Below are 19876 nucleotides of genomic sequence, written 5' to 3'. Positions count from 1 at the left end.
GGAAGAATAGCGCCGCCACGGCCGTTTGCGCAAGAACCCCTAACGAACGATGGTTTCCGGCCCCATCATCAGCGTCGGCAGCCAGGTCGACAGCCAGGGGATATAGGTCACCATGATCAGGAAGATGAACAGCACCACCAGGAAGGGCAGCGCCGCCTTGACCACCCGCATCATCGACATGCCCGCCACGCCCGAGGTCACGAACAGGTTCAACCCGACCGGAGGCGTGATCATCCCGATCTCCATGTTCACGACCATGATGATGCCCAGATGGATCGGGTCCACGCCCAATTCGATGGCAATCGGAAAGACCAGCGGGGCGACGATCAGGATCAGGCCCGAGGGCTCCATGAACTGCCCGCCGATCAGCAGGATGACGTTCACGATGACAAGGAACATGATCTTGCCGAAACCCGCATCCAGCATGGCGCCGGCGATATGCTGGGGAATCTGTTCGTCCGTCAGCACATGTTTCAGGATCAGCGCATTGGCGATGATGAACATCAGCGTGATGGTCAGCTTGCCCGCTTCCAGCAGCGTGTCGCGGGTGCCGGGATGGAAAAACCCGGTGATCAGCGCCTGCGGCTTCTGCCACAGCGGGATGCGCCGGTCGCCATCCTTCAGCGGCCCCATGTCGCGATAGATGAAGATCGCCACGATAAAGGCCCAGACCGAGGCGACCGCGGCGGCCTCGGTCGGGGTGAAGATCGCCTTGGTCACGCCCGGAATGCCGTAAAGCCCGACCATGATGATGACGATCAGCATCAGGCCCCAGAACGCCTCGCGGAAGCTGGCCCAGATCTCGCCCCAGCCCTGCCACTGGCCGCGCGGCATGTTCTTCCAGATGGCGATGATCAGGATCGCGGCCATCAGCATGAACCCCGCCAGCAGGCCGGGGATCACGCCGGCAAGGAACATCCGCCCGACCGAGACATCGGTGGCGCTGGCATAGACGACCATGACGATCGAGGGCGGGATCAGGATGCCAAGCGTGCCCGCGTTGCAGATGACACCGGCGGCGAAATCCTTGGAATAGCCCACCTGCCGCATTGCCGCGATCACGATGGACCCGATGGCCACGACAGTCGCGGGCGAACTGCCAGAAAGCGCGGCGAACATCATGCAGGCGAACACGCCGGCAATCGCCAGCCCGCCCGGCAGATGCCCGACGCAGGCGATGGAAAAGCGGATGATCCGCTGTGCCACGCCGCCGGTCGACATGAAACTGGATGCCAGGATGAAGAACGGGATGGCCAGCAGCGTCGCATGCCCCTCCATCGCGTTATACAGCGTCTGTGCGATCGAGGCCAACGAGGTATCTGAAAACCACAGCAGAAACAGCGTCGAGGCCAGACCCAGAGAGATGGCAATGGGCACGCCCAGCAGCATCAGCCCGACGATCAGGACGAAAAGCAGAACGACGTCCATAGGATCAGCCCTCGCGGTTCATGTGGCGGACATCCTCGACGGCGTCCTCGGCTTCGTGGCTGACGATCAGGCTTTCGCGCTGGCCGGTCCAGATCATCCAGACTGCCTGCAACAGGCGAAACAGCAGCAGCGCCACACCAAGCGGCAGCGCCAGATAGGGGATCATCCGGGGCAGCTTTTCGTAGGGCTCGCCCTCGTTGAACACATTGCCCATCCAGGACAGGAAGCCCGGCATCGGGATCTGTTCGGTCACGTAAAAGGCGCGGTCGCGTGTCTCGATGAAACCGGTGGGGAACCAGCGTCCGCCCGTCTGCTTCAGCCCCGCGAACGGTGCCCAGTAGTCCCAGGCCCCCTTCATCAGCAGTGCCGCATAAAAGATGCACAGCGCGCCGGCAATCAGCGCCAGCACCTTGCGCGCCGCCGGCGGCAGCAGGTTGATGATCGCATCGACACCCAGATGGGCATTGATCTTGACCGCATGGCTGACGCCCAGCAGCACCAGCCAGGCAAACAGCGCCAGCGTCAGTTCCAACCCCCAGATCAGCGAGGATTGAAAGACGTAGCGCAGGATGACGTTCACAAAGGTCAGAATCGTCATCACCCCCAGAAGGATCGCGATGACGTTCTCTTCAAGACGATGGACGAAGTGGCCGACCGGGCCCTTCGGTTCGTAGCGATGGCTCATGGTCCCTCATCCCCCGACTTGCGCGGGAAACGGCCCCGTCCCGCATCACCTGCGGGGCGGGGCCAATGGCCTGGTTCAGTGCTTTTCGTTGATCGCCTGCGCGGCGTCGATGTTATCCTGGCCCACGCCTTCGGCGAACTGGTCCCAGACCGGACGCATCGCGTCGACCCAGGCCTGGCGCTGCGTGTCGTCCAGTTCGACGATCTTGCCGCCGGCATCCAGAATGGCCTGACGCGCCTCGCTGTCGACATCGTTCACCGCGCCATTCCGCTCGGTCGTGACCTCGTTCAGGATGGTCAGCATCTGGTCCTTGACCGCCGGATCAAGACTGTCCAGCCAGTCGACCGAGGCCACGACCAGATAGTCCAGAACGCCGTGATTGGTCTCGGTCGAGCCGTCCTGCACCTCATAGAATTTCTGGCCATAGATATTGGACCAGGCATTTTCCTGCCCGTCCACAACGCCGGTCTGCAACGCGCCGTAAACCTCGGCAAAGGCCATGGGCTGCGCCGAGGCACCAAGCGCCTCGAACTGGGCGATGATCACGTCACTGGGCTGGACGCGGAATTTCAGACCCTTGGCATCGGCGGGCAGCATCAACGGCTTGTTGGCGGACAGCTGCTTCATGCCGTTATGCCAGAATTCCAGCCCCATGATGCCGCGCCGCTCCATGCTGGCCTTCATCGCGGCACCGGCTTCGGATGCCTGGAATTCATCCACCGCCGCGATGTTCTTGAACATGAACGGCAGGTCATAGATCTGGAAAACCTTGGTAAAGGTCTCAAACTTCGACAGGCTGGGCGCGCCCATCTGGACATCGCCCTGCAACATCGCCTCCAGCAGGGCATCGTCGTCGTAAAGGGTCGAGTTCGGATAGACCTCGACGCACATCTTGCCATCCATCTCGGCGTTCACGCGGGTCGCGAACAGCTGCGCGGCAATGCCCTTGGGATGCTTGTCCGAATTGGTCACATGGCTGAACTTGACGACGGTTTCGCCATCATCGCATTTCGCCGGATCAGCCAGAGCGCCCGTCGCCATGACTGCGAAACCGCAGGCGGCGGTCATAAGTGCTTTCATCGTGTTTCCTCCCAACAGGTCTTTTTGCCGGCTCATGCGCGACCGGCTTCGGTGCAGATCACTTTCGGCAGATGATTGACACAAGGCAACATCTTTTTGCCCAACGGGCCCGCGCATCCGCGCAACCGCCCCGAGGAAGGCCAAACCGGCTGCTGCGACGCGCACTGTCTCTTGGCCTTTCCGCCAGGCTTCGCTAAGTCCAGATGCAGCACGAGACGGGATCAGAACCATGAGCATGGACAAAAGCTTTGACGCCGCCACCGCCGAGGCGCGCATTGCCGCCGAATGGGAACAGACCAATGCCTTCGCCGCCGGGGCCAATGCCTCGCGCAAGGAAACCTTCACGGTGATGATTCCTCCGCCCAACGTAACGGGTTCGCTGCATATCGGGCACGCCTTCAACAACACGCTTCAGGACATTCTGGTCCGCTGGCACCGGATGCGCGGCTTTGACACGCTGTGGCAGCCGGGTCAGGACCACGCGGGCATCGCCACCCAGATGGTCGTCGAGCGCCGCATGGCCGAGCGTCAGGAACCGAACCGCCGCGAGATCGGGCGCGAGGCCTTTGTCGAAAAGATCTGGGCCTGGAAGCAGGAATCCGGCGACACGATCATCAGCCAGTTGAAGCGCCTCGGGGCCAGTTGCGACTGGTCACGCAACGCCTTTACCATGTCCGGCGCGCCCGGCGCCCCTGCGGGCGAGGAAGGCAATTTCCACGACGCGGTGATCCGGGTTTTCGTCGACCTTTACAACAAGGGCATCATCTATCGCGGCAAGCGGCTGGTGAACTGGGACCCGCATTTCGAGACCGCGATTTCCGATCTCGAAGTCGAGAACCGCGAAACCCCCGGCCATATGTGGCATTTCAAATACCCGCTGGCCGGCGGCGAGACCTATGAATATGTCGAGCGCGACGCCGACGGAAATGTAACCCTGCGCGAGACCCGCGACTATATCAGCATCGCCACGACGCGCCCCGAAACCATGCTGGGCGATGGCGCGGTCGCGGTGCATCCCTCGGATGCGCGCTATGCCCCCATCGTCGGCAAGCTGGTCGAAATCCCGGTAGGGCCCAAGGAACACCGCCGCCTGATCCCGATCATCACCGATGAATACCCCGATCCCACCTTCGGCTCGGGCGCGGTTAAAATCACCGGCGCGCATGATTTCAACGATTACGGCGTGGCGATCCGCAACAACATCCCGCTTTATGCGCTGCTGGACAGCAAGGGCGCGATGCGCGTCGATGGCCTGCCCTATGCCGAGGCCGCCGCCACCGCCACCCGCGCGGCGCAAGGCGAAGATGTGGGCGACGTGTCGAACGTGAACCTCGTCCCCGAACATCTGCGCGGGCTGGACCGCTTTGACGCCCGCAAGCAGGTCGTGTCCGAGATCACCGAAGAAGGTCTTGCCGTCACCGATGCCGAAGGCAACCCGGTGGTCGAGGCCAAGCCGATCATGCAGCCCTTCGGCGACCGCAGCAATGTGGTGATCGAGCCGATGCTGACCGACCAGTGGTTCGTCGACACGGCGCGCATCGTCGGCCCCGCGCTGGACGCCGTGCGCGACGGCCGCACCCAGATCCTGCCCGAGCAGCACAAGAAGGTCTATTTCAACTGGCTGGAAAATATCGAGCCCTGGACCATCAGCCGCCAACTGTGGTGGGGCCATCAGATCCCGGTCTGGTATGGCCTCGATCTGTCGCTGGAAGGCCTGGTCGATGACGATCACGACGGCGCGCTGGACGAGGTCGAAATCTTTGCCCTGCTGGAGGAAGGCCTGGTCCATCGCGACGAAATCCACCACGCCGCCCCGAATTTCGCCGGCGTGATCGAGCCCTTCCGCGACAGCATCGCCGCCCTGCCCCAGCCTCTGGAAATCGCCCGCGTGATCGAGGTGGCCAACCGCGCCGAGGCCATCGACGCTTTCGCCCAGGGGCTTGCCGACTATAACCTCAGCCAGGACCCGACCCGGTTGGTCTATCCCGTCTGGCGCGACCCGGACGTGCTGGATACCTGGTTCTCCTCTGGCCTCTGGCCCATCGGCACGCTCGGCTGGCCCGACAACACCCCGGAAATGCAGAAATATTTCCCGACCGATGTGCTGGTCACGGGCTTTGACATCATCTTCTTCTGGGTCGCCCGGATGATGATGATGCAGCAAGAGGTGGTCAAGGACATCCCCTTCCACACGGTCTATGTCCACGGTCTTGTGCGCGACGAAAAGGGCGCGAAGATGTCGAAGTCGAAAGGCAACGTCATCGACCCGCTGCTGCTGATCGACGAATTCGGCGCCGACGCGCTGCGCATGACGCTGACCAGCATGGCCGCCATGGGCCGCGACCCCAAGCTTGGCCCGCGCCATGTCGAGGGCTATCGCAACTTCGTCACGAAAATCTGGAACGCCACCCGCTTTGCCCAGATGAACGGCGTCCGCGGCGGCGGCGTGCGCCCCGACCCAAGCCATACCGTCAATCGCTGGATCATCGGAGAGGTCGCCCGCATCCGCCAATCCACCGACGAGGCGCTTGACACCTATCGCTTCAACGACGCGGCAACGGGGCTTTATGCCTTTGTCTGGGGCAAGGTCTGCGACTGGTATGTCGAATTTGCCAAGCCGCTGCTTGACGGCGAATATGCCGAAGAAACCCGCGCCACGATGGGTTGGGTTCTGGATCAATGCTATCTGCTTCTGCACCCGATCATGCCCTTCCTGACCGAAGAGCTTTGGGCGCTGACGGGCGAGCGTTCCAAGATGCTGGTCCACGGCGACTGGCCGACCTATGGCACGGAACTGATCGACGCCGATGCCGACCGGCAGATGAACTGGGTGATCCAGCTCATCGAAAGCATCCGCTCGGCCCGCGCTCAGATGGGCGTGCCCGCTGGCGCAAAGCTGGACCTGATCGTGACCGAGGCCGATGCCCCGGCCCGCGCCGGCCTTGCCGCCAACGCCCCCCTGATCGAGCGTCTGGCCCGCGTGAACGCCCCGCAGCACGGAACCATTTCCAAGGGCATGATCGCGGTCGCGGCGCAGGGCGCGTCCTTTGCCCTGCCCATCGGCGATGTCATCGACGCGGCGGCGGAATCGGCGCGGCTCGACAAGGCTGCGCAGAAGGCGGCCAAGGATGCCGATGGTTTGCGCAAGCGGCTTGGCAATCCGAAATTCGTCGAGAATGCCGAGGCCGAGGTGATCGAGGAAACGCGCGAGAAGCTGGCGGCACTGGATGAAGATATTGCCCGGTTGAAATCGGCGCTGGATCAGCTGGCGGCAATGTAGGCCGCCTCTGGCGGGGGTATTTGGACAAGCGAGAAGCTGGTTTCTTTCTCGTTCAAATACCCATCGACCGGCGCCATCAAAGCCGCGCCAGAACCTTTGGCAGGACCTCGGCCAGAATATCCAGCTGGGCGTCAGGCCCGCAGGAGATGCGGATACAGCGGTCAAGCGGCGGAACACCGGGCATGCGGATGAAGACGCCTTCGGCAGCCAGCGCGGCAACCATTGCGCGGGCAAAGGCGCCATCGCGGCCGGTGTCGACGGCGACGAAATTGGTGGCAGAGCAGAGCGCCGTCATGCCGTTTTGCTGCGCGATCCGGGCAATGCGGTCGCGGGCGGCGGCGACCTTGGTGCGGGTCTGGTCCAGCCAGTCGCGGTCTTGCAGCGCGGCCAAGGCGCCGGCCTGTGCCAGCAGGTTCACCCCGAAATGGTTGCGGATGCGGTTGAAGCCGCCGATCAGGTTCGGGTTGCCGAAAGCATAGGCGATGCGAGCGCCTGCCATGCCGTAAGCCTTGGAAAAGGTGCGAAACCGGATGACGCGGGGGTCATCGGCGGCAATCTGCGGAACGGCGCTGGCGGGGGCGAATTCGACATAGGCCTCGTCCAGCAGCAGCAGGCAATCGGCGGGCAACTCGTCCAGCATCGCCTGAATCATTGCGCCCTCCTGCCAACTGCCCATCGGATTGTCGGGATTGGCGAGATAGACCAGCCTGGCGCCGACCTGTCGGGCCTTGGCGGTAAGGGCTGAGGGGTCTTCGGCGTCATCGCGATACGGCACCTTGTGCAGCACGCCCCCAAAGCCCGCGACGTGATAGTTGAAGGTCGGGTAAGCACCGTCCGAGGTCACGACCGCGTCGCCCCGTGTCACCATCAGCCGCACGGCAAGGCCCAGAAGCCCGTCGATCCCCTCGCCCACCGTGATATGATCCGCGGGCAGGTCCAGATGCGCGGACAGCGCCGCGATCAGATCGTGATTGGTGCTGTCGCCGTATTTCCAGATCTCCGAGGCGGCGGCGGCCATGGCCTGAACCGCGCGTGGCGACGGGCCGAAGCCGTTTTCATTGGCCCCAAGGCGCGCGGCGAAGGGCGCGCCGCGCTGGCGTTCCAGCGTCTCGGGGCCGATGAAGGGGACGGTGGCCGGAAGGCCGGCGGGGATCGGGGCAAAGCGGGGCGTTTTCATGGCCCGACAGAAGGACGAAACGCGCCCGCTGGCAAGAGCCTATAGCTCATCTCGGGAGCGCGGCGGGCTGGGTTCCTCCATCATTTTCCGGTCGGCCTGCAACTCCAGCCACATGGCATTGACCACGGCGAACAGCGCCGCAAGCGGAAGGCCCAGAAGCCAGGCGAAATACCACATCTGTTGGTCCTTTCCTCAATAGGCGTGGTTGTCGGGATCCTTGACCCCGTCCTCGGTCACCTTGCCCCAGAGGACGCGATAGACCCAGGCCGTGTAAAGCATGATCAGCGGAAGGAAGATTGCCGAGGCAACCATCATCACGAACAGCGTCAGATGCGAGGACGAGGCGTCCCAGACCGTCAGCGAGCTGTCCGGGCTGGTATTCGAGGGCAGAATGAAGGGGAACATCACCAGCCCCACGGACGAGATCATCCCCACGATGGCCATCTGCGACCACATCAGCGGCGACAGGTCATTGCGACTGCTGCGCAGCGCCCGCATCGCCATGCCGGCACCGACAAAGCCCATGATCGGCGCGATGATGATCCAGGGCCGGTCCAGATAGGCGGTCAGCCACGATCCGTCCTGCACCACGGCGGAAACCAGCGGGTTCGATGGCCCGTCATGGGGCGGCTCGGTCACGAAGCGGAAGCCGGTAACGCCGATGGCCATCCATAGGCCTGCCAACGCATAGCCCGCAATCGCCACCGCCGCCGCCTTGGCCCCATAATCCCGCGCCCGCGCCTGCACGACGCCTTCGGTCTTCAGCACCAGCCAGCCGGCGCCGTGCATGACCAGCATGGCCAGCGAGACCACACCGCACAGCAGTGCGAAGGGCCGCAGCAGGCCGAACAGCTTGCCGAATGCCCCCGCATCATAGACCGCGTGAAGGTCTTCGGTCAGGTGGAAGGGCACGCCCAGCAGCACATTGCCAACGGCGATCCCGAACAGCAGCGGCGGCACTGCGCCACTGATGAACAGCGCCAGGTCCCAGGTCGCACGCCAGCGCGCATCGTCGCGCTTGCTGCGATACTTGAAGGCGACCGGCCGGGCGATCAGCGCCGACAGGATAATGAACATCGCCAGATAGAAGCCCGAGAAACTGATCGCGTAAAGCGGTGGCCAGGCGGCAAATATCGCCCCGCCCCCCAGAATGAACCAGACCTGATTTCCTTCCCAGACCGGGCCGACCGTGTTGATGACCACGCGCCGCTCCATGTCGGTCCGGGCGACGAAAGGCAGCAGCGCCCCCACCCCCATGTCGAACCCGTCGGTCAGCGCAAAGGCGATCAGCAAGATACCGATCAACAGCCACCACAGAACGCGCAGAAATTCATAGCTGAAAAATTCGTGCAGGATCATGGCTTTACTCCGCGGGCATGGTCAGGCGGGCGCGATGGGCGCGCATCCAGTCCTGGGTCATCTCGACGTCTTCATGCGGGCCCTTGCGGATGTATTTCAGCATCAGCCCCATTTCGACGATGAACAGGATCGAGTAGAAGACGGTAAATCCGGTCAGCGTCAGCAGAACCTCGGTGATCGACAGGTTGCTGACCGACATCGCGGTGGGCAACAAGCCATCGACCGTCCATGGCTGGCGTCCGACCTCGGCCACGATCCAGCCGGCTTCGATGGCGATCCACGGCAGGGGAATCATCCAGACTGCCAGCCGCAGCGACCAGCGCGGATAGCGCGCACCCCGGAAGGACGAAAAGACAAAGAAGAACGCAGTCGTCGCGATCATCAGCATGCCGATGCCGACCATGATGCGGAAGGCGAAGAACAGCGGCCAGACAGGCGGAATGGTATCCTCTGCCGCCTGCGCGATCTGTTCATCGGTGGCGTCCAGCGGGTTCTCGACATAGCGCAGCAGCAGGAAGGCATAGCCCAGATTTTCGGAATGCTGCTCGAAGCGCTGGATCACCTCGGGCTGGGTCGCCTCGCGGTCCTGGCGAATCGTCAGCAGCGTCTCATAGGCAATCAGGCCGGATCGCACCCGCGCGCGCGCCTCGGATTCCAGATCCTCGATTCCGGGGATCACCTCGGTCAGCGAACGTGTGCCGATGATGCCCATGACGTAAGGGATGTGGATCGCGTATTTCGTTTCCCGCGCTTCCTTGTCAGGAATGCCGAACAGCGTGAAGGATGCGGGCGCCGGTTCGGTTTCCCACATGGCTTCGATGGCGGCCAGCTTCATCTTCTGGTTCAGGCCGGTGTCATAACCCGATTCGTCGCCCAGAACGACGACCGATAGCGACGCGGCCAGGCCGAAACTGGCCGCCACGGCGATCGACCTGCGCGCCAGTTCCACATGCCGGCCGCGCAGCAGATACCAGGCCGACACGCCAAGGACGAACATCGAGCCGGCGACATAGCCCGCGCTGACCGTATGGACGAATTTCGCCTGTGCCACGCTGTTGAACACCACGTCAAAGAAGTTGGTCAGCTCCATCCGCATGGTCATCGGATTGAAGGCGGCGCCCACCGGGTTCTGCATCCAGCCATTCGCGATCAGGATCCACAGCGCCGAGAAATTGGTACCGATGGCGACCAGCCAGCCGACCAGCAGATGCGCCGGTTTCGACAGTTTTTCCCAGCCAAAGAACCACAATCCGACGAATGTTGCCTCCATGAAGAAGGCCATCAGCCCCTCCAGCGCCAGAGGGGCTCCGAAGATGTCGCCGACATAATGGCTGTAATAGGACCAGTTCATCCCGAACTGGAATTCCATCGTGATCCCGGTTGCGACGCCGATGGCGAAGTTGATGCCGAACAGCATCCCCCAGAATTTGGTCATCTGCCGCCAGATGGGACGGTTGGTCATGACATAGACCGTCTCCATGATGGCAACCAGAACCGACAGGCCGATGGTCAGCGGCACGAACAGAAAGTGGAACATGGCGGTCAGCGCGAATTGCAGGCGCGACAGCTCGACGACACCTATCTCCATCAGCGGGCTCCTTGATATTCAACGACAAGCTTAGCGCGAACCGCGCCACTTCCCAATGGGTAGATCGCGTGGCAAGTGGTCGCGCCCTGCGAAAGGGCCGCAGCCGGCCGCAGCCGGTTGACACGCGCGGCTGAACAGGCATCCTCCGGATCAGCCAGCCCCCCCTTCCCCCGGAGCCAGCCATGCCGCCACCCGAATCCGACACGATCATTGTGGAATATGACAGCGGGAAATGCATCCATGCCCGCCGCTGCGTTCTGGGCCTGCCCCAGGTGTTTCGCCCCGGCACCAAGGGCGGCTGGATCTTTCCCGATCAGGCGCAGGCCGAGGAAATCGCCCGCGTGATCGACGCCTGCCCATCCGGGGCGCTGACCTATCGCAGGAAGGATGGCGGGCTTGAGGAACAGATGCCGCACGTCAACACGCTGCGCCCCTGGGAGGATGGCCCGAACGAGTTGCGCGGCGACATCCACATCGCGGGCCAGGATCCGCGCAAACGCGCGCTGTTGTGCCGCTGCGGCCTGTCGCAGAACAAGCCCTTCTGCGACAACAGCCATCTTGCCGCCGAATTTCGCGCCACGGCCGACATTCCCTCGCAAGAGGATCCGCCGGTGCTGGATGTCCGCGATGGCCCGATCGAGGTCAAGCCGACGAAAAACGGCCCCAACCTGGTCAAGGGAAATCTGGAAATCATCGCCGGCAGCGGCCGCCGCATCACCACGGGGACGAAATTCTTCCTGTGCCGCTGCGGCCATTCAAAAAACAAGCCATTCTGCGATGGCAGCCACAAGGAAGCAGGATTCGAGGCCGATTGATGAACGAGATCAAAATCACCCGTGAAGACGGCGAGACCCGCGGCCGCTATGTCGTGACCATCGACGGGATCGAGGCGGAACTGACCTACAGCAAGGCGGGCACGGCAGGACTGATCGCCGACCATACCGGCGTGCCCGAAGCACTGGCCGGGCGCGGCGTGGGCCGCGCATTGGTCAATGCGCTGATCGCGGATGCGCGGACGGAAGGGGTCAGGATCATCCCGCTCTGCCCTTTCGTGAACGCGCAGTTCCAGCGCCATCCCGAATGGGCCGACCTTCGGGGCTAGCCGCGCGGCGCCGGCAGGCCGATCTCGTCCAGCGCCGCCTCGATCCCTGACAGCGGCCTGCCCCGGACCTCGGCCACCAATGCATCGAACCGCAGTCGCAGCGCCGCCTTTTCCTCGCCCCGGCAGTCATTCCAGGGCCGGCCCTGCAAGCTCATATGCAGGACGTAATACCAGATGAAATGCGGCCGCCCGCCTGCAACCAGCAAGGCGCGATAGGCCTCATGGGCCCCGATCGCCCGCAAGGTCGCCGCATCCGGCACGCCCGCCGCGATCAGCGCCGCCGCCGTGGCCGGGCCGATGCTTTGCATCTCTGTCAGATCGCTCACCATCCGCCCGTTCCGGCCTCGCTTTGATCCAAATATCCTGGGGGTCCGGGGGCAACGCCCCCGGCTTTCCAAATCTGCTGCTTTCCTGTATCAGCGCGGCAATCCCAAGGACAATGCCCATGACCGACCAGACCGCAGCGCCCAAGAAGCTGTTCATCAAGACCTATGGCTGCCAGATGAACGTCTATGACAGTCAGCGCATGGCCGAAGCCATGGGCGCCGAAGGCTATGTCCTGACCGAGGATCAGGCCGACGCCGACATGGTGCTGCTGAACACCTGCCATATCCGCGAGAAAGCCGCCGAAAAGCTGTACAGCGACCTTGGCCGGCTGAAACCGCTCAAGGCCGAAAAGCCCGACCTGAAGATCGGCGTCGCGGGCTGCGTGGCCCAGGCCGAGGGCGAGGAAATCACCCGGCGCATGCCGCTGGTCGATCTGGTCGTCGGCCCGCAGGCCTATCACCGCCTGCCCGCCATGGTGCGCGGCGAGGCCCCGAATATCGTCACCGACTTCCCCGAAGAGGACAAGTTCGAGCATCTGCCCGAACGCCGCGCCACCCGCCGCGCGCCCGCCGCCTTCCTGACCGTGCAGGAAGGCTGCGACAAGTTCTGCGCCTTCTGCGTCGTCCCCTATACCCGCGGGGCCGAGGTCAGCCGCCCCGTCGACCGCATTCTGCGCGAGGCCCGCGATCTGGTGGCGCGCGGCGTGCGTGAAATCACCCTGCTGGGCCAGAACGTGAATGGCTGGCACGGGCTTGGCCCGGACGCCCGCGAATGGGGCTTTGGCCGGCTGATCCGCGCCATTGGCGAAATCGAGGGGCTGGACCGCATCCGCTATACCACCAGCCACCCCAATGACATGGCCGATGATCTGATCGAGGCGCATCGCGATGTGCCGCAGCTGATGCCCTATCTGCACCTTCCCGTGCAATCGGGCAGTGACCGCATCCTGAAGGCGATGAACCGCAAGCATACGGCCGATCAGTATCTGCGCCTGATCGACCGCATCCGCGCCGCCCGCCCCGACATCATGCTGACCAGCGATTTCATCGTGGGCTTCCCCGGCGAGACCGATCAGGATCATCAGGACACGCTGCGCCTGGTCGAGCAGGTGAATTTCGGCACCGCCTTCAGCTTCAAATACTCGCCCCGCCCCGGCACTCCGGCCTTCGATCGCGCCGAGGTGGACAGCGCCACGGCCGATGCCCGCTTGCAGGAATTGCAGGCCCTGCTGAGCCGTCAGCAGAAGGCCGCGCAACTGGGCATGGTCGGGCGCACGCTCGGCGTGCTGTTCGAGAAGGCCGGGCGCGAGGCCGGGCAGATGGTGGGCAAGTCGGACTATCTGCATTCCGTCTTTGTCGATGCGCCCAAGGCTCGGGTGGGTGATCTGGTCCGGGTCCGCATCGTCGAAAGCGCGCCCAACTCGCTGCGCGGGGAATTGGCGGCCTAGGCGGCAGGGTCTGGCTGGCACGTGCCGTCACGGCTGTGACAAGCCATCGCATGGCGGGCCTGCTGCCCGCAATTGCTGGTGATCCTGCCCGGCATCGGGCCAAGCCCGTGATGCAAATCACTTTTGCGCGGACCCGAATCGTGGTTTTCTATGCGCAGGGCCACGCCATGCCCCGATGGGCCAGTCACCGCGCGACCCTCTACAGCCAGAGGAGGCTGACATGGCCTATAAGAACATCCTGACCATTCTTTCCGACCAGCGCCAGGCTGCGCAGCTTGATGCCGCGCGGCTGGTGACCCGGCAGCAGGATGGTCATCTGGATATCCTGTGCCTGGGAATCGACGTCAGCCAGCCGGGCTACTATTTCCCCGGCGGTGCCCCCTATGTCTATAACGAAGGACTGGAAGCGGCCGAGAACGATGCAGCAAGCCTGCGCGACGCCGTAGCCGAAAGGCTGGCGACCGCGACCGATCTGCGCTGGCACAGCGAGGCCGCCGTGGCCCAGCTTGGCGGCGTGACCGGCCTTGTCGGCATGCGCACCCGCTATGCCGATCTGACGGTGCTGTCCCAACCCTATGGCGAAAAAGCCTCGGGCAGCGGCGAAACAGTGATCGAGGCCGCGATGTTCGAGGGCGGATGCCCGGTGCTGGTCATCCCCGACGCCGGCCTTGCAGATACCGGCTTCAGGCGGGTGCTGATCGCCTGGAACCAGTCCAGCGAGGCGATGACGGCGGTGCGCCGCGCCCTGCCACTGCTGCGTGCCGCCGACAGCGTCGAGATCGCCATCATCGACCCCGGCCGCGCGGGCGTCGAGGGTTCTGATCCCGGCTCTGCCCTGGCCACCATGCTGACCCGCCACGGCGTCAAGGCCGAGGTCGCCGTGATCGCCCGCACCGCGCCCACGATCAGCGACGAGATCAACCGCCGCGCCATCGACATCGACGCCAACCTGATCGTCATGGGGGCTTACGGCCATTCGCGGTTCCGACAGGCGATTCTGGGCGGCGCCACCCGCAACATGCTGGAAAAATCAAAGCTGCCGGTCTTCATGGCACGCTGACCATCGGGCCGCGTCACCCTGTCCCGGCGGCGCGGCTTGATCCTGATCAATGACGATGCCCGGCCGCGGCGCCATACCGACCGGCATGAGCAGCACATCGCAACTGAAACAGCTTGGTTTGTTCGAGGCCCGCGTGCCGCGCTATACCAGCTATCCCCCGGCCACGCATTTCGCCCCCTTTCAGGGAACGGGCATGGTCACCGACTGGATCACCGCCATCCCGGCGGAGACCGAAATCTCGCTTTACGTCCATATCCCGTTCTGCCGGCGGCTGTGCTGGTTTTGCGCTTGCCGCACGCAGGGCACGCAGAAACTGGAACCGGTGGCGGCATATGTCCGCATGCTGCTGGCCGAATTGCGGATGCTGCGGGTCCTGCTGCCGCCCGGCATCCGCCTGTCGCGCCTGCATTGGGGCGGTGGAACGCCCACCTTGCTGCCTGCGGCGATGATCACGCGGCTGGCCGAGGCCATTCTGTCGGCCTTTCCCATGACGCCCACGGGCGAGTTCTCGGTCGAGATCGACCCGTCGGAAATCGACGCCCCGCGCATGGCGGCGCTGGCTGGTGCCGGTGTGAACCGCGCCTCGATCGGGGTGCAGGATTTCGATCCGCAGATTCAGGAAACCATCGGCAGGCCGCAAAGCCATGAACTGACCGCCGCCGCCGTGCGGCTGATCCGCGATCATGGCATCGCCAATCTGAATGCCGATATCCTTTACGGCCTGCCCCATCAGACAACTGCCCGCATCTCGGATACGGTGCAGAAGCTGCTGGCGCTGTCGCCCGACCGGGTGGCGCTTTACGGCTATGCCCATGTGCCCTGGATGTCCAAGCGGCAGGTGATGATCCCCGAACAGGCCCTGCCCGACGCGCAGGCCCGGCTGGCACTGTTCGACACGGCGCGCGCGCTGTTTCTGTCCGAAGGCTTTGGCGAGATTGGCATCGACCATTTCTCAAGGCCCGATGACGGGCTGGCGCGTGCCGTGCGGGCGGGCAGGCTGCGGCGGAATTTTCAAGGCTATACCGATGACCGGGCCCAGGTGCTGATCGGGCTTGGGGCCTCGTCCATCTCGCGCTATCCGCAGGGCTATGCGCAGAACGCACCAGCCACGGGCGCCTATATCGCCGCTGTTCGCGATGGGCGGCTGCCGGTCACACGCGGCCATGCCTTCACCCCCGAGGATATCTGGCGCGGCAGGATGATCGAGGCGCTGATGTGCGACTTCCGCATCGACGCGACGGAAATGGCGGAACGCTTTGGTATCGGGCCGGGCCAGTTTGACCGGATCGTGGGTCCGGCGCTGGCGCAATTCGGTCGGGTCCTGCATCGTGGGCCTGCGGGGCTGGACATTGCGACCGAAGGCCGCCCGCTGGCCCGGATGATCGCCAATGCGATTGATGCCTATGCCATCGCGCCGGGCAGCCATTCATCGGCGATCTGAAGCGGGCCGCGGGCCGCAAGGTCAAGGCGCGTGGTCATCCCGCGCATTGTCGTGATCGTCGTGGTGGTGATGACCGTCCGGCTCATCCTCGCCGATCTCGTCCGCGCAATGCCCACCGGGCAGTTCGATCTCGATCGTGCTGTGCTGGATGGCGAATGTTTCGCGCAGCATCACCTTTGCATCGCGCACCAGCCCGCTGAAATCTGCCGTCTCGGTGACCAGATGAACCGAGGCCGCGTTGCGCGTTTCGTCGATCTGCCGCAGATGCAGGTGATGGGCATCCGCGACGCCGGGCAGCTTGCGCAGCGCGGCCAGCACCTGATCGGCCGCGATCCCCGGCGGCGCACCCAGCATCAGGCTGCGCAGCACCGGGCCGATCTCGCCCAGGACATGCCAGATGATCACGGCCGAGATCAGCAGCGTCAACACCGGGTCAGCCAGATACCAGCCAAAGGCCCAGATCAGCGCGCCGCCGACAATCACCGCAAGCGATGCAGCCGCATCGGCCAGATTATGCAGAAAGGCCGCGCGGATATTCACGCTTTCGCGAGCGGACCGATAGACCAGCGCCGCCGTGGCCAGATCAACCAGCAACGCAAAGGCCGCAAGCCCCATGACCAGACCGCCCGCAACCGGCGGCGGATCGGTCAGCCGGCCAAATGCCTCGATCGCCAGCCAAAGTGACACGACGATCAGCGCAAGGAAGTTGACAAAGGCCGCAAGCGTTTCAGCCCGCCCCCAGCCATAGCTGAAATCGGACGTCGCCGGCCTGCGCGCCAGACGCCGCGCGCCAAAGGCCAGAACCAGCGCCATCGCGTCGGACAGGTTGTGCACCCCATCCGCAATCAGCGCGGTGGAAACGGCAACCAGCCCGCCGGCGATCTGCGCCCCGGTCAGCGCCAGATTGACGATGACCGCCCACAGGATCGCGCGGTCATTTCAGGGCAGCGGGTGGCTGTGGCCGTGGCCGTGGCCGTGATGCGAGGCGGGGCCGTGATGATGGCCCACACCCATCAGTGTGCCTCGGCCCAGTTATCGCCAACACCAGCGTCGACAACCAGCGGCACGGAAAGTTTCACTGCCGGTTCAGCAGCCGATTCCATCACCTGACGGGCAGCGGCGATCAGCGCATCGGTCGCGCCCTCATCCACCTCGAACACAAGTTCATCGTGAACCTGCAACAGCATCGTGGCGGGCAGGTCCGCAATTGCCTCGGGCATGCGGATCATGGCGCGACGGATGATATCGGCGGCGGCACCCTGAATCGGCGCATTGATCGCCGCGCGCTTCGCCCCGCCCGCCGCCGGACCATTGGCGTTGATATTGGGCGTGTTGATCCGCCGCCCGAACAGCGTGCGCACGAAGCCGTCGCGTTTGGCATCGGCAACAGTCTTGTCCATATATTCGCGGATACCGGGGAAACGTTCGAAATAGGTGTCGATAAAGGCCTGCGCCTCGGCCCGAGGGATGCGCAGGTTGCGCGACAGGCCAAAGCCCGAAATGCCATAGATCACCCCGAAATTGATCGCCTTGGCGCGGCGGCGGACCATCGGATCCATCCCCTCGACCGGAACGCCGAACATCTGGGACGCGGTCATGGCGTGAATGTCGATCCCGTCGCGAAACGCCTGTTTCAGCGCCGGAATATCGGCGACATGGGCCAGAATCCGCAGCTCGATCTGGCTGTAGTCCAGGCTGACCAGCTTTCTGCCCTTCTCGGCGATGAAAGCCTCGCGGATGCGGCGGCCTTCCTCGGTGCGGACGGGGATGTTTTGCAGGTTCGGATCGGTCGAGGCCAATCGCCCGGTCTGCGCCCCGGTGATCGAATAGCTGGTATGAATGCGCCCCGTTTCCGGGTTCACATAGGTCGGCAACGCATCGGTATAGGTGGATTTCAGCTTGGCGACCCCGCGCCAATCCAGAACGCGGGCGGGCAGGTCATGGCCCTCGGCGGCCAGATCCTCCAGCACGTCGGCGCTGGTGGAATAAGCGCCCGATTTACCCTGTTTGCCGCCTTGCAGGCCCATCTGATCGAACAGGATTTCACCCAATTGCTTGGGGCTGCCAAGGTTGAACTTGGTGCCGGCCAGCGTCTGCGCCTCGTCCTCGAACTGGGCCATCTTCTGCGCAAAGGCACCTGACATGCGAGAAAGGTGCTGAGGGTCAATGCGGATACCGGCCATCTCCATCCCGGCCAGAACCGGGATCATCGGGCGCTCCAGTCGCTGATAGGCGGTGGTGACGGCATTGGGGCCAAGCTGCGGGCGGAAAATCTGCCACAGGCGCAGTGTGACATCGGCATCCTCGGCCGCATAGCCAGCCGCCTTGTCGACAGGAACCTGCGCAAAGCTGATCTGCGATTTGCCTGATCCGATCAGGTCCTTGATGGGCTGGGGCACGTGGCCCAGATAGGTTTCAGACAGCTCGTCCATGCCGTGATTATGCGCGCCTGCGTAAAGCGCATAGCTCATCAGCATGGTGTCATCGAGCGGGGTCATGCGGACGCCGTGGCGGGCCAGGATTTTCCAGTCGTATTTGGCGTTGTGCAGGATCTTCAGGATGCTGTCATCTTCCAGAACCGGCTTCAGCGCGGCCAGAGCCGCCTCGCGGTCCAGCTGACCCTCGGCCCGCGCCCCGCCGCCGAAGAGATCGGCTTCGCCCGCGACATGGGCCAGCGGGATATAGGCTGCCCGTCCCGGCAGGGTGGCCAGCGAAATGCCCACAAGTTCGGCCTGCATCTCGTCAAGGCTGGTGGTTTCGGTGTCAATGGCAACATGGCCGGTGGCGCGGATATCGGCGATCCAGTCATCCAGCGCGGCCAGATCGGTGATGGTCTGGTAATCCTCGCGCCGGATCGCAGGGAAATCGGGTGCGTCCGCCGGCGCAGGCGCCGCACCATCGGCGGCCGGCGCGGTGGGCACGGCGCTGATGACCGGCGCCTCGGTCTTGAAGCGCTCGGCCACGCGGTTGGTCAGGGTGCGAAACTCCATCTCGGCCAGAAAGCCCAGCAGGGTCTGGGGATCGGGCTCCTTCACCTCCAGGCTTTCAAGCGTGAAATCCAGCGGCGTGTCGCAATCCAGCGTCACCAGGCGTTTCGAGATGCGGATCAGTTCGGCATTGTCGATCAGGGTTTGGCGGCGCTTGGGCTGTTTGATTTCCTCGGCGCGTTCCAGCAGCGTTTCCAGATCGCCATATTCCTGGATCAGCAAGGCGGCGGTCTTGATGCCGATGCCCGGCGCGCCCGGCACATTATCGACCGAATCGCCGGCCAGCGCCTGCACGTCGATGACCCGGTCGGGGGCGACGCCGAATTTCTCGAACACCTGATCGGGGCCGATGATCTGATTCTTGATCGGGTCCAGCATGTCGACGCCATTGCCCACCAGCTGCATCAGGTCCTTGTCGGAACTGATGATGGTGACGCTGCCCCCCGCGTCGCGCGCCTGACAGGACAAGGCGGCGATGATGTCATCGGCCTCATATCCTTCGGTCTCGATGCTGGCGATATTGAAGGCGCGCGTCGCCTCGCGCGTGAGGGGGAATTGCGGGCGCAGATCCTCGGGCAGTTCGGGGCGGTTGGCCTTGTATTCGGGGTAGATCTCGTTGCGGAAGGTCTTGGCGGAATGATCGAAGATCACCGCCGCGTGGGTGGGTGCATCGGCGCCGCGTTCATCGGTGACGTATTTCCACAGCATGTTGCAGAAGCCGGCGACCGCGCCGATCGGCAAGCCGTCGGATTTGCGGGTCAGCGGCGGCAAGGCGTGATAGGCGCGAAAGATGAAGGCCGAGCCGTCGATGAGATGCAGGTGGTGGCCTTTGCCAAAGCTCATGTCGGTGGTCCCCTTCTGTTCGGGGTCCGTTTTGGCATGAAGCGGGGGCAGAGGCAAAGGGGGTGGCATTGG

The 19876-nt window shown here is 63.9% G+C and carries 16 protein-coding genes; 6 read left to right on the top strand and 10 right to left on the bottom strand.

Going from position 1 to position 19876, the window contains the following annotated elements; translation table 11 throughout:
• Positions 1–39 precede the first annotated feature (39 nt).
• The 3 genes from FNJ84_RS05080 to FNJ84_RS05070 all read right to left on the bottom strand — a co-directional run bounded on the left by FNJ84_RS05080 (position 40) and on the right by FNJ84_RS05070 (position 3193).
• Positions 40–1428 carry a TRAP transporter large permease gene (locus tag FNJ84_RS05080; protein ID WP_143791940.1) on the bottom strand — a complete coding sequence of 463 codons (1389 nt, stop codon included), beginning with the start codon at positions 1426–1428 and terminating at the stop codon, positions 40–42.
• A 4-nt stretch (positions 1429–1432) separates the two neighbouring features.
• On the bottom strand, positions 1433–2113 hold the full coding sequence (locus FNJ84_RS05075) for a TRAP transporter small permease (RefSeq protein ID WP_143791939.1): 681 nt from the start codon (positions 2111–2113) through the stop codon (positions 1433–1435).
• Between the two features lie 75 nt (positions 2114–2188).
• Positions 2189–3193: a DctP family TRAP transporter solute-binding subunit gene (locus FNJ84_RS05070; protein WP_143791938.1), complete on the bottom strand. Its 1005-nt coding sequence runs from the start codon at positions 3191–3193 to the stop codon at positions 2189–2191.
• Positions 3194–3422: 229 nt separating this feature from the next.
• Between FNJ84_RS05070 and FNJ84_RS05065 the strand changes: the two genes are divergently transcribed.
• The gene (locus tag FNJ84_RS05065; RefSeq protein WP_143791937.1) at positions 3423–6473 is read left to right on the top strand and encodes a valine--tRNA ligase; all 3051 of its coding nucleotides are present in this window, start codon (positions 3423–3425) and stop codon (positions 6471–6473) included.
• Positions 6474–6549: 76 nt separating this feature from the next.
• Here FNJ84_RS05065 and FNJ84_RS05060 read toward each other — a convergent pair whose 3' ends face one another.
• From FNJ84_RS05060 to FNJ84_RS05045, 4 genes are read right to left on the bottom strand one after another with little or no spacing between them, the layout of a single operon-like run.
• Positions 6550–7650, bottom strand: a complete 1101-nt coding sequence (locus FNJ84_RS05060; protein WP_143791936.1) for a pyridoxal phosphate-dependent aminotransferase — start codon at positions 7648–7650, stop codon at positions 6550–6552.
• 39 nt (positions 7651–7689) lie between these two features.
• Positions 7690–7827 (bottom strand): cytochrome bd-I oxidase subunit CydX, encoded by a 138-nt coding sequence (gene cydX / locus FNJ84_RS05055; protein WP_143791935.1) that lies wholly within the window; start codon positions 7825–7827, stop codon positions 7690–7692.
• Between the two features lie 15 nt (positions 7828–7842).
• Positions 7843–9009: a cytochrome d ubiquinol oxidase subunit II gene (gene cydB / locus FNJ84_RS05050; RefSeq protein ID WP_143791934.1), complete on the bottom strand. Its 1167-nt coding sequence runs from the start codon at positions 9007–9009 to the stop codon at positions 7843–7845.
• Between the two features lie 4 nt (positions 9010–9013).
• Positions 9014–10597, bottom strand: coding sequence for a cytochrome ubiquinol oxidase subunit I (locus FNJ84_RS05045; RefSeq protein ID WP_143791933.1), 1584 nt, complete (start codon positions 10595–10597; stop codon positions 9014–9016).
• Positions 10598–10779: 182 nt separating this feature from the next.
• Between FNJ84_RS05045 and FNJ84_RS05040 the strand changes: the two genes are divergently transcribed.
• Both FNJ84_RS05040 and FNJ84_RS05035 read left to right on the top strand, forming a co-directional pair.
• A complete protein-coding gene (locus tag FNJ84_RS05040) occupies positions 10780–11412 on the top strand; it encodes a CDGSH iron-sulfur domain-containing protein (RefSeq protein WP_143791932.1) in 633 nt (210 codons plus the stop codon).
• Complete coding sequence (locus FNJ84_RS05035) at positions 11412–11699, top strand: GNAT family N-acetyltransferase (RefSeq protein WP_143791931.1); 288 nt, start codon at positions 11412–11414, stop codon at positions 11697–11699. The genes FNJ84_RS05040 and FNJ84_RS05035 overlap by 1 nt, the downstream gene beginning before the upstream one ends.
• On the opposite strand, the gene FNJ84_RS05030 is transcribed toward FNJ84_RS05035, so the two are convergent.
• Positions 11696–12028, bottom strand: a complete 333-nt coding sequence (locus FNJ84_RS05030) for a TfoX/Sxy family DNA transformation protein (protein WP_143791930.1) — start codon at positions 12026–12028, stop codon at positions 11696–11698. The genes FNJ84_RS05035 and FNJ84_RS05030 overlap by 4 nt on opposite strands.
• A gap of 116 nt (positions 12029–12144) precedes the next feature.
• On the opposite strand from FNJ84_RS05030, the gene miaB reads away from it, so the two are divergent.
• From miaB to hemN, 3 genes are all read left to right on the top strand, one after another.
• Positions 12145–13473 carry a tRNA (N6-isopentenyl adenosine(37)-C2)-methylthiotransferase MiaB gene (gene miaB, locus FNJ84_RS05025; protein WP_143791929.1) on the top strand — a complete coding sequence of 443 codons (1329 nt, stop codon included), beginning with the start codon at positions 12145–12147 and terminating at the stop codon, positions 13471–13473.
• 220 nt (positions 13474–13693) lie between these two features.
• The gene (locus FNJ84_RS05020; RefSeq protein WP_143791928.1) at positions 13694–14533 is read left to right on the top strand and encodes a universal stress protein; all 840 of its coding nucleotides are present in this window, start codon (positions 13694–13696) and stop codon (positions 14531–14533) included.
• Between the two features lie 85 nt (positions 14534–14618).
• The gene (hemN, locus tag FNJ84_RS05015; RefSeq protein WP_143791927.1) at positions 14619–15974 is read left to right on the top strand and encodes an oxygen-independent coproporphyrinogen III oxidase; all 1356 of its coding nucleotides are present in this window, start codon (positions 14619–14621) and stop codon (positions 15972–15974) included.
• Between the two features lie 21 nt (positions 15975–15995).
• Here the strand turns inward: hemN and FNJ84_RS05010 are convergent, their stop codons facing one another.
• Both FNJ84_RS05010 and polA read right to left on the bottom strand, forming a co-directional pair.
• A complete protein-coding gene (locus tag FNJ84_RS05010; protein ID WP_255471074.1) occupies positions 15996–16898 on the bottom strand; it encodes a cation diffusion facilitator family transporter in 903 nt (300 codons plus the stop codon).
• 89 nt (positions 16899–16987) lie between these two features.
• Complete coding sequence (gene polA, locus FNJ84_RS05005) at positions 16988–19804, bottom strand: DNA polymerase I (protein ID WP_143791925.1); 2817 nt, start codon at positions 19802–19804, stop codon at positions 16988–16990.
• Positions 19805–19876 lie beyond the last annotated feature (72 nt).

This window comes from Paracoccus sp. M683 (assembly GCF_007096355.1).
Lineage (GTDB): Bacteria > Pseudomonadota > Alphaproteobacteria > Rhodobacterales > Rhodobacteraceae > Paracoccus.
This window is presented reverse-complemented; position numbering and strand designations above follow the sequence as displayed.

Excerpts from the sequence above, each read along its gene's own strand:
- FNJ84_RS05080 (WP_143791940.1), bottom strand. The coding sequence starts at position 1,428 with ATGGACGTCGTTCTGCTTTTCGTCCTGATCGTCGGGCTGATGCTGCTG.
- FNJ84_RS05075 (WP_143791939.1), bottom strand. The coding sequence starts at position 2,113 with ATGAGCCATCGCTACGAACCGAAGGGCCCGGTCGGCCACTTCGTCCAT.
- FNJ84_RS05070 (WP_143791938.1), bottom strand. The coding sequence starts at position 3,193 with ATGAAAGCACTTATGACCGCCGCCTGCGGTTTCGCAGTCATGGCGACG.
- FNJ84_RS05065 (WP_143791937.1), top strand. The coding sequence starts at position 3,423 with ATGAGCATGGACAAAAGCTTTGACGCCGCCACCGCCGAGGCGCGCATT.
- FNJ84_RS05060 (WP_143791936.1), bottom strand. The coding sequence starts at position 7,650 with ATGAAAACGCCCCGCTTTGCCCCGATCCCCGCCGGCCTTCCGGCCACC.
- cydX (WP_143791935.1), bottom strand. The coding sequence starts at position 7,827 with ATGTGGTATTTCGCCTGGCTTCTGGGCCTTCCGCTTGCGGCGCTGTTC.
- cydB (WP_143791934.1), bottom strand. The coding sequence starts at position 9,009 with ATGATCCTGCACGAATTTTTCAGCTATGAATTTCTGCGCGTTCTGTGG.
- FNJ84_RS05045 (WP_143791933.1), bottom strand. The coding sequence starts at position 10,597 with ATGGAGATAGGTGTCGTCGAGCTGTCGCGCCTGCAATTCGCGCTGACC.
- FNJ84_RS05040 (WP_143791932.1), top strand. The coding sequence starts at position 10,780 with ATGCCGCCACCCGAATCCGACACGATCATTGTGGAATATGACAGCGGG.
- FNJ84_RS05035 (WP_143791931.1), top strand. The coding sequence starts at position 11,412 with ATGAACGAGATCAAAATCACCCGTGAAGACGGCGAGACCCGCGGCCGC.
- FNJ84_RS05030 (WP_143791930.1), bottom strand. The coding sequence starts at position 12,028 with ATGGTGAGCGATCTGACAGAGATGCAAAGCATCGGCCCGGCCACGGCG.
- miaB (WP_143791929.1), top strand. The coding sequence starts at position 12,145 with ATGACCGACCAGACCGCAGCGCCCAAGAAGCTGTTCATCAAGACCTAT.
- FNJ84_RS05020 (WP_143791928.1), top strand. The coding sequence starts at position 13,694 with ATGGCCTATAAGAACATCCTGACCATTCTTTCCGACCAGCGCCAGGCT.
- hemN (WP_143791927.1), top strand. The coding sequence starts at position 14,619 with ATGAGCAGCACATCGCAACTGAAACAGCTTGGTTTGTTCGAGGCCCGC.
- polA (WP_143791925.1), bottom strand. The coding sequence starts at position 19,804 with ATGAGCTTTGGCAAAGGCCACCACCTGCATCTCATCGACGGCTCGGCC.